11 protein-coding genes are annotated in these 13,208 nt (G+C 61.5%); 6 read left to right on the forward strand and 5 right to left on the reverse strand.

Going from position 1 to position 13,208, the window contains the following annotated elements; translation table 11 throughout:
* Genes P8L30_05280 through P8L30_05290 form a run of 3 tightly spaced genes read right to left on the reverse strand, consistent with a single transcriptional unit; the run spans position 1 to position 6,499 of the window.
* Complete coding sequence (locus P8L30_05280; GenBank protein ID MDG2239593.1) at positions 1–3,048, reverse strand: NHLP bacteriocin export ABC transporter permease/ATPase subunit; 3,048 nt, start codon at positions 3,046–3,048, stop codon at positions 1–3.
* Positions 3,048–5,246 (reverse strand): NHLP family bacteriocin export ABC transporter peptidase/permease/ATPase subunit, encoded by a 2,199-nt coding sequence (locus P8L30_05285; GenBank protein MDG2239594.1) that lies wholly within the window; start codon positions 5,244–5,246, stop codon positions 3,048–3,050. The genes P8L30_05280 and P8L30_05285 overlap by 1 nt, the downstream gene beginning before the upstream one ends.
* A complete protein-coding gene (locus P8L30_05290) occupies positions 5,243–6,499 on the reverse strand; it encodes an NHLP bacteriocin system secretion protein (GenBank protein MDG2239595.1) in 1,257 nt (418 codons plus the stop codon). Before P8L30_05290 ends, P8L30_05285 begins: the two co-directional genes overlap by 4 nt.
* Positions 6,500–6,774: 275 nt before the next feature.
* Here P8L30_05290 and P8L30_05295 point away from each other — a divergent pair, with 275 nt between their 5' ends.
* From P8L30_05295 to P8L30_05305, 3 genes are read left to right on the forward strand one after another with little or no spacing between them, the layout of a single operon-like run.
* A complete protein-coding gene (locus tag P8L30_05295) occupies positions 6,775–7,050 on the forward strand; it encodes a hypothetical protein (GenBank protein ID MDG2239596.1) in 276 nt (91 codons plus the stop codon).
* Positions 7,051–7,088: 38 nt separating this feature from the next.
* The gene (locus P8L30_05300; GenBank protein MDG2239597.1) at positions 7,089–7,319 is read left to right on the forward strand and encodes a hypothetical protein; all 231 of its coding nucleotides are present in this window, start codon (positions 7,089–7,091) and stop codon (positions 7,317–7,319) included.
* A complete protein-coding gene (locus P8L30_05305; protein MDG2239598.1) occupies positions 7,316–8,611 on the forward strand; it encodes an NAD(P)-binding domain-containing protein in 1,296 nt (431 codons plus the stop codon). Before P8L30_05300 ends, P8L30_05305 begins: the two co-directional genes overlap by 4 nt.
* A 262-nt stretch (positions 8,612–8,873) precedes the next feature.
* Here the strand turns inward: P8L30_05305 and P8L30_05310 are convergent, their stop codons facing one another.
* Entirely contained in the window at positions 8,874–11,096 is a 2,223-nt protein-coding gene (locus P8L30_05310; GenBank protein MDG2239599.1) for a DUF5916 domain-containing protein, read from the reverse strand.
* A 361-nt stretch (positions 11,097–11,457) separates the two neighbouring features.
* Between P8L30_05310 and P8L30_05315 the strand changes: the two genes are divergently transcribed.
* Positions 11,458–11,631 (forward strand): hypothetical protein, encoded by a 174-nt coding sequence (locus P8L30_05315; protein ID MDG2239600.1) that lies wholly within the window; start codon positions 11,458–11,460, stop codon positions 11,629–11,631.
* The gene (locus P8L30_05320; GenBank protein MDG2239601.1) at positions 11,628–11,855 is read left to right on the forward strand and encodes a type II toxin-antitoxin system PemK/MazF family toxin; all 228 of its coding nucleotides are present in this window, start codon (positions 11,628–11,630) and stop codon (positions 11,853–11,855) included. The genes P8L30_05315 and P8L30_05320 overlap by 4 nt, the downstream gene beginning before the upstream one ends.
* Before the next feature lie 80 nt (positions 11,856–11,935).
* Here P8L30_05320 and P8L30_05325 read toward each other — a convergent pair whose 3' ends face one another.
* Positions 11,936–12,157 carry a hypothetical protein gene (locus tag P8L30_05325; protein MDG2239602.1) on the reverse strand — a complete coding sequence of 74 codons (222 nt, stop codon included), beginning with the start codon at positions 12,155–12,157 and terminating at the stop codon, positions 11,936–11,938.
* A 147-nt stretch (positions 12,158–12,304) separates the two neighbouring features.
* Here P8L30_05325 and P8L30_05330 point away from each other — a divergent pair, with 147 nt between their 5' ends.
* Positions 12,305–13,186: a DUF4159 domain-containing protein gene (locus P8L30_05330; GenBank protein ID MDG2239603.1), complete on the forward strand. Its 882-nt coding sequence runs from the start codon at positions 12,305–12,307 to the stop codon at positions 13,184–13,186.
* The last annotated feature ends 22 nt before the right edge of the window (positions 13,187–13,208 follow it).

Here is a 13,208-nt window from a genome sequence, read left to right on the forward strand (position 1 = left end):
TCATATCTCCTGCCGTGCGACAAGTTCCGCGAAGAGGCCGTCTCGTGCCACGAGCTCGTCGTATGATCCGGCTTCGGTGATCCGGCCGGCGTCGAATACATAGATACGATCCGCCTCGCGGATGGTGCTGAGTCGATGAGCGATCACGATGCGAGTGGCGTGTAGTCCCTCGATGCTCTTGCTGACGATGGCTTGGGTGCGGTTGTCCAGGGCGCTTGTCGCTTCGTCGAAGTAGAGAATGCGCGGCCGCGTGACCAACGCACGTGCGATTAGTAGGCGCTGCCGCTGACCTCCAGAGAACGTCGCCCCTCCCTCGGAGACGACGGTGTGCATACCCATGGGCATCGCCTTCAAGTCGTCCTCCATGCCGGCCATACGGGCTGCGTCCCACGCGTCGTCGATGGTGAGGGTCGCCGAGCCTACGATGTTCGAGAAAATGTCCCCAGATGTGAGTGAACTGCTTTGCAGCACAACACCAACCTGCCGCCGGACTGCCGTTACGTCGACCGAGGCTAGGTCGTGACCGTCGAACAAGACTGAGCTGCTCTCCGCCCTCTCAAACCCTAGGAGGATTCTCAGCGCCGTCGACTTCCCAGCGCCCGAGGGGCCTACGAGCGCAATGAATTCTCCCGGAGCGGCCTCGAAAGACACATCGTCTAGGATCAAGGGACCGTCTTCCGAATAGCGGAAGCTCAGGTGACTGACCTCGATCCGCCCAGCCAGCTCTCCTGGGTCGGACTTGGAGAAGTCGACCTCGGGTTCCGTGTCCAGAATCGGCTTGGCTCGTTCCCATAGTGGGATCAGGCCCAAAAGGCCGATCGCCGTCTGCGACAGCTGCATTCCGGAGCTGATGAATGCTCCGAACGCCGCATTGAAGGCGATAAATTGGCCCGTGGTGATCCCACCGGCCGGGTCCGCCGCAATGACTGTGTAGGCCCAGAAGATGACGAGCGTCGATGCGATAGAGAGAACCGAGTTGAACACGACGACGTTGTTCGCGAAGAACCCAACGCGGAACGCTACCGCTTGCTGACGGCGATAAGCCTTCGCCCACCGCGAGAAGGCGCGCGCTTCGGTCCCCGAGACACGCAGCTTTGCTATTCCGTTCAACAGTTCGAGCACCAGCCCCGAGAGCTTTCCCTGTGCTTCCTGCTGCTCGCGGGAGAAGTTCAGCATGAAGTACCCGGTCGCCGCAGAGAAGGCGATGTTGACGGCTAGGATGACCGTGGCCAGCAGCGCGAGAGTGACGTTGTAGTAGAACAGCAGGACGTAGGACGCGGCCGAAACGAAGCTGCCTAGGATAGCCGAAAGCGTCGACCCGCTCAGCGCCTCGCCGATCGCGTTGATACTCGAGGCCCGCATCCCCAAGTCACCGGCGGAGAACCGTCCGTAGAACGGGAGCGGGAGCCGGATCAATCGGTCCAAGACGGCCATTTGAAGCGCCGCTCCGACCCGCGTGTGCAGGCGGAGAACCGAGATTCCCCGGGTGAGCTCAAACGCTGCGCCGGACACCGTCGCGACCGCCAGGGCCACGAACACGTTGATGAGGCCGAGCCGGTCTGCTCCTGGGATCACGCTATCGAACAGGTAGCCCGTGAGAAGAGGTAGCAGCAGGCCGAGCATCGCTCCGGCGACACCGAGGGCGATGATCGTCTTAGCATCGTTGAGCACCCCGAAGGTGACGAAACTCCAGAGGTCCTTCAGGGTGACCTTGCTCGTGAGGAGACCGCGGTAGAGCTGAAGGCCGAAGGGCCCGAGGGTTGCCGCTGTGGCTTCGTCGACCGGTACTCGGGTCCCATCGCGCGGATCGACCAGCTCGTAGGCGCCTACCCTCGTAGGCAATAGCGCGACCGGAATAAGTCGTGTGTCGTCGCTGCCGTCCTCCCAGGATGTCTCGACCTCAGTGACCCTGGACTCCCTCTGGCCGTTTGATGACGTCGCAGGCGCCTGAGCGGCATCGAGGTCAGAGTTGGGCTGGTGCTCTTTGGACTCCTTTACGAAGCCCAAAAGGGGCCCCTGGTCCCGCGTCCACCATCCCGGGGTCAGAACGACCTGCCGATGGCCCACCGAGGACGAGCGAACGATGGCCCGGACCGCACTCATCGGACTGCCGCCTGCCTCCCAGGAGCCCGCCCGTCTGAGCTCGATGCCGAGCGCATCCCCGACCAGGCGACACGCGGCCAACACGTGATCCCCTCCGCTGTCCTCCACCGGGGCCTCGCCGTCCGTCAGGATGTTGGCCAAGTCGGTCAGCGCCGTGGTGTTCGCTAGTTGATCCGCCTCCAGGCGAGCCTGGAGCTGCGCGCGCGCTTCCGCTCCGTCTCGTAGCAGAATCACCTGCGCCCACTCGAGTGCGACACGATTGAACGACTGGAGGCCGTGCCAGATGTCGCCGTTTTCCATGACGTCGGCGGCCTCGAAGACTGAGACTGTGACGTCTTCTTTGGCATGGGCCCAAGCGCCCGCTCCCAGCGGGAAAGGGCCGTCTTCGACCCGAATAGGAAGGGTGCGGTACGCGTCGAATAGCAGCGAGCCTCCTGCCACGCTTGTCCACACGACGCCTCGCTTGGCCGCCAGGTCAGCGCCCTTCGACAACTCGTAGCTCAGCCCCGGCTCCAGCAGGACGTCCAAGCGTGGGGTGCCACGGCGTGCGACCGCCTCAGCGAAGTTCAGGACATAGTGGTCCACAAGCTCGCAGGCGTCCGAGGGGTGCTGGTCCGCGAGCTTCTTGAAGTCGTCGATGGTCGATCGTAAGACGGCCGCACCAACTCCTCCAATGGCGAGTAGCCCTACCTCGTCCGCCCACTCAGGCTCCATTCCGAACAACACGTCACCCGATGATGCGCTGAACAGGTAGTCGCGGGGCCCTCCTGCCTCACCATCGTGGACCGGCACCGCGAAGACGTCCACTTTCCCCTTCAGCACCGTCCAGACCAGGCCAGGCTCCTCGAGCAAGACCGGCGAATTGCCCCCAGCTTCGTGGATCTCACCGGTCGCGCGGAGCGCCTGGATGAACGCGCTCACCCCAGCCATTTTGGATTCGGGCATCATCCGGCCTCCGAGCTCAGAAGCTGGGTGTACCATCCGTCGCCGTCCGCAACGAGTGCCTCATGCGTCCCGCGCTGCACCACCCTTCCGCCGTCGAGCACGATGATTTCGTCGCAATCACGGATCGTGCTCAACCGGTGTGCCACGATGATACACGTGCAGCCTCGGCGGCGGATGTTCTCGTCGATCTGTTTCTCGGTAACGGCGTCCAGCGCACTGGTCGCCTCGTCAAGGACCAGTATGCGCGGATTCCCGCAAAGCGCGCGCGCAATGTCGAGGCGTTGGCGCTGACCACCGCTGAAGTTGGATCCCTCCTCCTTGAGCTTGCTGTCGTACCCTCCTGGGCGTTCCACGATGGCGTCGTGGATCATGGCATCTTTGGCGGCTTGAATGACGTGCAAGTCAGGGACGGTTTCGTCCCACATCAGGAGATTTTCTCGGATCGACCCTTCGAACAGCGTGAGGTCCTGGTCGACGAACGCCAGAGAAGAGGTGAACACTGCCCGAGGCACATCGCTCAACGGGGTTCCGTCGAGGAGGATCTCTCCAGACCATGGCTCGTAAAGTCGAGCTACGAGCTTACTTATCGTCGACTTTCCGCATCCCGAAGCCCCTACGAGTGCGACCCTCGCCCCAGGCTCCAGGGTTAGGCTGAAGTCGCTGATCAGTGGATCTGCTAGACGTGAGTATCCGAATGTGAGGTTCTTGAGTTCGACGCGGCCGGTGAGTTTCTCTGCTGCGTGGTCGGTTTCAGAGGCTTCGAGTCCCGTCGACACCTGGGGGTCCGCCGGATAACGGAGAACGTCATCGAGGCGGGTCATGTCACCGACCATCTCTTGAAGTTTCGCCCCGAGCCCAAGGAGATTGGTCACAGGCCCGACGAAGCTCTGCTGGAGGCTCTGGAATGCGACGAGCATCCCCATTGTGAGATCCCCCTGCATGATCCGGTAACCGCCGAAGCCGAGGACAGCCGCGTTTCCGATTCCCGTCAGCAGCGATGGGGCGAGCTGGAGCACCTGCGTCTTGATGCTCAGGTCCTGAGAGGCGTTCTCCAGCTTGGCCTGATAGCCGGCGAGTTTCGAAAACAGATCGGCTTCGCGACTGGTCGCCTTAAGTGTCTCGATATTCCGAAGACTGCCCATGAGGGCACCCTCATACTTCCCGTGTTCTTGGAGAAGTCGACGATTGCCGTCGATCCGCTGTGCGGACACCAGTTTCATCGCGAGCAAGTTGAAGCTCACGATGAAAATGGCCAAAAGCGTGAGTGCCCAGTCGTACATGAACATGAGCGCGCCGAAGAACACGATCATGACAAGGTCGATGGCGGTGGACGCGAGCTTCCCCGACAGGAGTGCAGCCACTCCGTCGTTGAGTTGCACGCGGTGGCTGACCTCGCCGGCATACCGTTGGCTGTAGAACTCGATGGGGAGCCTCAGCACGTGCCAAAAGAAACGGCCCGAGTGCGCCACCGAGAGCTTGGTCTTGAGCCTGAGCAGATAGTAGGACTGGAGCCACGTGAGTACGCCGCGAAGAACTGCGGTCAACGCCATGCCGGTGAGGAGTGGCACAACCCAGGAATCCAGTCGTTGGATCAGGATTTGGTCGACGAACACCCTCGAAAACGTCGGCACAATCAAGCCTGGAAAGACCAGCGCTAGTCCCGCGAGAATCGCGTATAGGACTGCCGTCTCGGACCCAGCGAGCCGACCCTTGAGCGCCTGGATCAGGCTAGGCTCCGAACCCTCTTCCACGAAGTCGGGGCCTCTCTCGAAGGTCAAGACCACACCGGTAAAACCCTCGTCCAACTCCGCACGTGTCACTGTTCGCGGCCCGGTCGCCGGGTCGTTCAGGAAGACGCGGTCTTCGTCGAATCCCTCTAGGACGAGGAAGTGGTTGAAGTTCCAGAAGAGGACAGCCGGGAGCGTGGTGTTCTCTTCGAGCCCCGCGATCTCACTTCGGTACCCCTTGACCTCGAGCCCGTAGCTCCGTGCAGCACGTATGATGTTCTTCGCGGTGACTCCGTCACGCGACACGCCACATGCCGTTCGCAGTTCCTCTAGGGAGACGACCCGCCCGTAGTATCCCAGCACCGAGCCGAGAGCCGCTGCACCACACTCCACCGCCTCCATTTGGAGGAGGGTCCGCGTCTTGTTTGGGCGTCGCCCCAGGAAAGCCCGGACCTGATCGCGGAGGCTCACACCGCCAGTCCGAGGGCGTTGCGAAAGATTGGTAGCACTAGGCTGATCGGCCTACGTCGAGCCACCACGATGTCGATCATCACCGAAGTGCCGCTCTCGACGATGATTGGCGGTCCGCGGCGGGAAGACCAGCGGAAGCCACTGACGGTAGATTCGTCACGCTCCAGAGCCACCTCGACAACGAATGGCGCGCCCAGCGCTGAGAGCTGCTGCACGAGCATGTCGTTGTTGAGGGTACGGCGCATGCCGGCTGGGGTTGCCGGCTGAGCGGAGACGAAAGTCACGCCACCCACCATGAAGCCGTACTCCTCTCGACGTACCGTTGAGGGTGAGACGTGGGCCTCCATTCCGGGCTGAATCTTCTTGCCTTCGGTGGGAATGAAGATCACCGCGTGGAGCGGCGCATCTGCCATCTCCAGGCTCACGATCGCCTGCCCAGCAGTGGCGAGTTGCCCGACGTCGGTCCGGAACTCCCTCACGTATCCACGATAGGGGCTCGAGACCGTGGAAGTCCGCTCCAACTCCAAGTCCAGCGACTGCAACGCGCGCTCCGCCTCCCGGATGCGCTCGTCCATCTGATCCATCGTCTCTACAGATCGGTTCTCGAGCAGCAGCCGGCGGAGGTCGTTGTTTTGGAGCGCCAGGTTGAGCCCATTGAGTTCCCCCCGAGACGCCTCCAAGAGTTGGAGCGTGTTCTGTACCGAACCCTCGGTGATCAAGCCTAGTTCTCGCGCTTCCCGCTCAGCCTCGACACGACCCTCGAGCCAAGCGATTCGCTCCTGCGCGACCACGACCTGCCGCTCCATATCGAGGGTTTCACGATCGAGCGTCTCGCCTTCGAGATCAGTGTTGGCGGTCGTGAATCTCTCTCGAGTGACTCGCTCCTCCTGAAGCAGGCTTAGCCGCTCACGCGCTTGGTTTACTTGTTGCCTCAGCTGAGGTTGCCCGATCCGGGCGATCAAGTCACCCACGTCGACGAGGTCCCCTTCCGCGACTGCGAGTTGCTCTACCACACCGCTCCCCAGCACTTCGACCTCACGTATCCCGCCGGAACTCATGATGATGCCCGAACCCGACACGGTGGTGGGGATCGAGCCGAAGATCGACCAGAGGATCGTCACGCCCACCGCCATCCAGACACCGGCTAGCGCGAACCATCCGGAGGGGAGTGTGACCTGCATGAGCCGGTCGAGTTGCTCGGGGCTAGAAAGCCGGTCGAGTGCCGCCTGGCGAAAGATGGACGGACGGGTCATGGCCCTGCCTCCAGAGGATCTGCCCAAAGGAACCGGACACCGTTGCTCATGGTGTTACAGCTGCGATCAAGGGGGCAGGGGAAACGGCCAAGATGATATAGAGCGCGGACGTCTCGTGAGCAAACCGGTTCTCCCGGTACAGCCCCCATGACGGCCTTGACGCTCTACCCCTGCCCCAAGGTCAGGGGAAGCTGGAGCTGACTACGACCTCAAATTCCACCGTTGCCATCAGCGAACTGAGCGTCGACATCGTCTTCCACTTCGAGGTGATCAAAGTGTCCCTAGAGGGCTTCGTGGGGCGTGACTTCTCTCGCGAGCTGGAGCTCTGGGCCAACGTTGGCCTCGAAGAGAGCGAAGACGAAGACGGAAACCACCTCGTGCTCCAGCACCTGCGCATGAAGCCGATTGATCTTACCCACCGGACCGGCGCGGTCTTCTCTGGTGCCTTCCCGTTCGCTGAGGTCGACTTCCAGCAAGCGGCCAATGGGGACGTCACCGGGCTCATTACTGGGAACGGGCGTACAAAAGGGGTCTTGTTCGAGCGACATTGAGATAGCCGCATCGACTGCTTGGTCGCATCTTGGCGCCTATGACTGACGGACATACAGAACGCCTCGACTCGGCCCTAGACGGCAAGTACCGCATCGAACGAAAGCTCGGTGAGGGCAGTATGGCATCCGTATACCTCGCCGAGGACGTCAAACACAATCGGAAAGTCGCGCTCAAGACCCTGAAGCCCGAGCTGGCTGCGGTCATCGGGCCCGAGCGGTTCCGGACCGAAATCACGACTACCGCAAATCCGCACATCTTGGCCTCATGAGTGACCCCAACGCACCCGTCTGCGTGATCGGAGCCGGTCCCGGCGGCCTCTTGGCCGCCGTAGCCCTCAAGAAACGCGGAATCCCCTTCGAGATCTTGGACGCCGGCCGACAGGTCGGTGGCATTTGGGATATCGATCGAGACGAGACACCGATGTACGAGTCGGCACATTTCATTTCGTCGAAGACGTTGTCCGCGTTCCCAGATTTCCCCATGCCGGAGTCGTTCCCGGACTATCCACGGTACGACAAGATCTTCGAGTACATCCAGTCGTATGCGCGGCACCACGACTTGGAGAAAAACGTCACGTTCGGAGCGCGCGTCGAATCGGCCACTCGGCACGAACAGGGTGGCTGGACGGTGACGCTCGGTTCCAGTGAAGAGCGCTCGTACCGGGCCTTGTGCGTTGCAGCAGGCAACAATTGGATCCCGCGCCTTCCTGAACTCGCCGGATCGTTCGAAGGGGAGGACTACCACTCCTTCAACTACCGCTCCCCCGCGGAATTCGAAGGCAAACGGGTGCTCATTGTCGGGGCCGGCAACTCAGGCGCGGACATCGCGTGTGACGCCGCGAGAAACGCGGACAAGGCATTTCTCAGCCTGCGCCGGGGCTACTACTTCGTGCCGAAGTTCATCTTCGGACAGCCAGCTGACGTCTTTGCACACAACGGCCCGCAATTACCGAGCTGGCTCGAAGAGCGCGTCTTCGGATTTTTGATGAACACGTTTCTCGTCGGAGACCTCACGAAATACGGCCTGCCGAAGCCCGACCACGGCATCCTCAGGTCGCACCCGATCCTCAATACACAGATCCTGCATCACCTCGGACATGGTGACATCGAGGCGAGGGGTGACGTGACAGCGCTCGATGGCCGGACGGTGCGGTTCGCCGACGGCTCGACAGAGGGCATCGACCTCATCGTTTGGGCGACCGGCTACGAGCGCCGTTTCCCCTTTCTCTCCGAGGACGACGTCGACGAGCGGGACGGGATCATCGACCTCTACCTCCGTGCGTTCCACCGGAGGCACCCCGACCTCTTCTTCATGGGGTCGTTCGAGACAGATGGAGGGGCGTACGGGCTGTACGGACAACAGGCCGAGATGATCGCCGCCTACCTAGACCCTGCCCTATCCGATCAAGCCCGCAGCGCCTTCGACGCACTGCGCGCGACGGACCGTCCGCACCTCCGCGGCAGCCGCCAGTACCTCGACTCGCCAAGACACGCGTACTACGTGAAAGGCGATGTGTACGAGAAGGCGCTGGACAAGGCTGCTCGAGCCCTGAGGGCCTAGTCGCCGACGAGCCGGAATGGACAGAGCAAACAAAAACCGGGTGGGCCGACCGAAGTCGACCCGCCCGGAGTCATTGTAGCCTGTGAATCCGGCTCGTTGCCCCCACCAGGCACAACAGGCATCGCCTTGAGGAACTCGATTAATCGTTTGTAAAAGGTAGGGCCAAGCCCGTTCACGATTTATGGTCGGTGCTACGGTGCGAGGTGGACGCCTGGTGTCGGAGGGGTCTGGGTCGCCGCCGTCTTAGCGGCCACCGTAACGCTTAGAACGCGAACATCTTCGTGAACTTCACCGTCAGACTACGCCCCGGGATGATCCCCTCGCCCGTTTCGAAGCGCTGCTCATTCCATACGACGAACAGATCGCTCAATGGCGAGTGGATCAGGTTGAAACGCACGTTGGAGTTGAGTCGATTCGTCGCCGGGTCGAACTGAACGAGCGCATCAATGAACATGTCTTTGTTGAACGAGTAGTTCGTGCGCGACGTCCAGAACGTCTTCGTAAACTCGGCGATGGGCTGCTTCAGATCGATATCCGTATGGCTGACGCTCATCGTCGTCCGGAATTGGTAGGACGGGCGGAACGTGAATCCGCCAGAGAAGGCCTTTTGCTGACCGGTCCACAGACCGCCTTGCGTCAATCGATAGTTGAACGAGAGCACGCGACTCGAGTTCGTGCTACCGGAGAGAACCCAGGACTCCCAATCGTGCCGCCCAACGGGAATCGCGTCGACACGAGAGTCGATCGTGAAGGGTGCGTCGATACGCTCCGTCGACTTGTCCATCGCGAGCTGGATGTTGCCGCCCGTTTCCAGGAAGAACGTCACACCGCTGTGTAGACGCTTCGCGCGGATCCGGCCGTCGAGGTCATCGTACAGATTCCACGTGATGTGCGGATGGATCTCTCGCACGCCGAAGCGCCTGAACGATTCAGGCCTGGGCCTAATACCCCAGTCGGCGAACCACTTCCGGACACCAGTCCGCTTGAAGAACCCCAGATCGTTGGTGAAGCCCTCACCAAGCTCCATCGCCCCAAACTTGAGGTGATGAAAATTGCCCTCGCGGTTGATCGAAGTGCGCCACGCGTACTGGCCGTCATCGAACGCGGGTGACTCGGAGCCGACCACATAAGTGCTCCAATCGATCTCTCCGGGGAACCGGATGTACGCGTCTCCCCCGAAGACACGGTTGTAGCTGGACTCATCGCCCACGGCGTCGCGCAGAAGCACGATCCCGCCGATGTCAGAGCCCCGAAGAACATTTTTTCGCACGCGCACCACCGCATAGTCATTGCCGGGTGCTCCTCCGAATTCGTCGGTGCGCATCCAAAGGGCGCCGATGACGAGGCCTGCGGCCTGACCCGTGACCCTAGTCCCCGCCCGGATAGGCACGGCTCGGCCGTCGTCGCTGATCCCGATGCTTCGGCTGTGGAAGAGCAGAAGATCTTCGTCGGGGGTCGGCGTGAGTCTGATACGCAGATTACGCGCGGCATCGCCTACATAGAACAGACCTGAGTTCTCTAGGAAGAACTCCCTCTTTTCCTGAAAGAACTGAGAGAACTGTGTCAGGTTCACCCGTTGCTGGTCCGCCTCGACCTGAGCGAAGTCAGGGTTCGCGGTAACGTCGAGCGTGAGGCCTTCGGTGAGTCGGTACTTCACATCGATGCCGACTTCGTTCTGGCGTTCGAAGTCTGTGCCGCCCGTCTCGCGCACCGTGCCTCCGAGCACGAACGGCTTCACCCGCAGGTCCCGGCCGGGTGACGTGGACGGGAGACCTTCCAAGTCGCCGGCGAGGGAGAGACGGTTGAACGTGTAGGCACGCGGGATGGGCGCCCAATAGGAAGCTTCGTTGTTGCGGCGAAGCGTGCGCCCGAAGTTGATGCCCCATGCGTCGCTACCCGGCTCGAAGCGGAGGGCCCGGAAGGGGATCTCCATCTCGAGCGTCCAACCGTCCTGGACCTTCTGAGTCTCGACGCGCCAGATCGCATCCCAAGAGGCGTTGATCTCGCGCCCCTCGTTGGCCACCTGGCGATCACCCCGCGCGCCTTCCGCGTTCGTCAGGAAGACGTACCCGTTTCGCCGGTCGCGGAAGGTGTCGAGGATGACCTGGAAGACATCCTGCGTCGACTCGCCAAAGTCCTTCCGGATGTCGTTGACGATGGGCTCCTGCGAGTCGTGCAGATACGCGGCGATGTACAGGTTGGCGCCGTCGTAGGCGACCCAGACCTCCGTCTCTTCCGTCGCGGGATCACCCTCTCGCGGCTCGGCTTGGATGAAGCCGCCCAGGGCCTGGCCCCGCCATACCGACTCGGTCAGCCAGCCGTCGACCTCGATGGGTTCGGTCACCTCGACTGCACGAACCCGAGGCCGCTCGGCGTCGGTGATCACGTTGGGAAGGACGGACTGGGCCTGCACCGTGATGGGGACAGCGGCAAAGGTGGAAAGCGCTACCACAGAGAAAGCGAGAAGCGCGGAATGCCTACGCAAAGCGAATACCCTCAAAGGGAAGTGAGCGTGGTAGTGTAGGCGGGAGGAGGGAGGAGGGAGGCAGGCCGAATGTAGAGGGAACGCCGAAATGCGAAAGCAGTGAGATCCCCGCGGGGTCCTAGTTCCCCTCGCCCATCCGTTTACGCAATTCCGTGAACCAACTCACCACCACCTCCACGGGGCCTATGCCAACGACTTCGGCCAACGGCGCCGGCGCGTACATCTCGTCTCACGAGGTTCGAACCCGTTCGGTAGTAGATAGAGGATCCACCCGGCGCCCATCTAGGAGCACCCCCTCCATCGCTCGAAATCCGGATCATCTCACATGGCAACAGGAGTTATACCCGCGCATACTATGGGTATGAAAACAGCAATCTCCATCCCGGACGACGTCTTCGAGTCGGCAGATGCACTCGCCTTGGACCTGGGCGTTTCGCGCAGCGAGTTCTACTCCACAGCGGTCGCCGAATACCTGGTGAAGGACAGAGGCCAGGACATCACCGCTAAGCGGACACGTTCAATCGGAGTCGATTGAAGACGACCCTAGGCATCGCTCTTACCTCGAACCCTCGACTCGTCGCGGTGCCGGGCAACGTCCTGCTTCCCACCAGCAAGACCGGCCTACCGCCGGATTCCGTCGCGAACGTGACGCAGCTCGTGACGCTCGATGAGAGCTACTTGGCGGAGCGGGCAGGCCGCATTCCGCGGAAGCTCATGGTACGAGTCGACGCTGGACTGAAGTTGGTGCTGGACCTGTAGAGCGAAGGCTCTCTGCCTAGAGCGGAGGCTCCGGCGGCTTCACGCTCCCCTTAGGCTCATCCCCACCACGCACGAACTGCTCAATCTGACCAATCAGCGTGTCCTCCCCTGCCAGCGATGAAGTCGAGCGTCACGGCAACGATGGAAGCCCAAAACGAGAAGAAATCCTTGCCTCCATCCAGGACCAGTTTGAGCTGGAAGATCGCGAAGTCACGAAGCGTGACGTCACGAGAGGCGACGGTAAGGGGCTTTTGGGGGGCATATCTATCTGGGAGCAGGTTTGCGCGTCTTGGGATACCCACTTACGTCAGTAGCGATAAGGAGATTCACCTAACAAAACTCAGCGAGAACCCGCCTACACGTGTCGATAGATGGCAGCAGGAACCTTCCCTTCCAAGGGACCGTACGAAAGAAACCCGCCGCCGGACCTTCCAGGAAATAAGCTGCATATGAGGCTTCCCACCCAAGCCAGCTCCGCGCTGGCCGTTGTAGCGGTGTCGCTATTGAGCGGCGCCTGCACATACGAGGGAGAGGAACGCACAGCAGAGATCACCCTGGGGTCATCCTATATGGCCCAACAGGCGCCGCAGCAATCACCCACGGCCGCTCGGCCCAACGGCGCCTACGACGGTCGCCAGCCGCGAATGGTCGAGGGTGAGCTCCCAGGCAAATACCCGTTCTACTGGACCCGGGCGATCTACTCCGGCTACCGAGGCGGGCGCGGCTGGAGGCAGTCCTGGGCCACGGACTATCCCAAGGGTGATCAGCAATTCCTCGTCGTGCTGAAACGACTGGTCCGTTTGAATGCCTATGACTGGGACAACGCGGTCCGCCTGGACGACCCGCAGCTGCGTCGTTTCCCGGTGCTCTATGCGGTCGAGGTGGGCGGCATGGATATGACGAACGCCGAAGTCGAAGGCCTTCGCGGGTACCTCGACGCAGGGGGTTTCCTGATCGTCGATGATTTCTGGGGCTCTCGCGAGTGGGACATCTTCGAGTACAACATCCGTAGGGTTTATCCCGATCGGCCGATCATCGATATCGGGATCGAACATCCGTTGTACTCGGCGTACTACCAGATCGACGAGGTCATGCAGGTTCCAGCCCGGGGTCGTGGCATCCGCGGCCGTCCCACGGAAGAGTGCTACGGCTGTCGCGCCGCGGTCCGGGGCATGATGGACGATGACGGCCGTCTGAGCGTGATCATCAACTTCAACACAGACCTCGGAGACGCCTGGGAGTGGGCAGAGGACCCGTACTATCCACTCAAGTATTCGACGTACGCCTATGAGATAGGTGCGAACATGATCGTCTACGCCATGAGCCACTGAGGAGCCGAACGAATGAGACCTG

The sequence above is a fragment of the Longimicrobiales bacterium genome (genome assembly GCA_029245345.1).
Classification (GTDB): Bacteria; Gemmatimonadota; Gemmatimonadetes; order Longimicrobiales; family Gaopeijiaceae; genus CALFPJ01.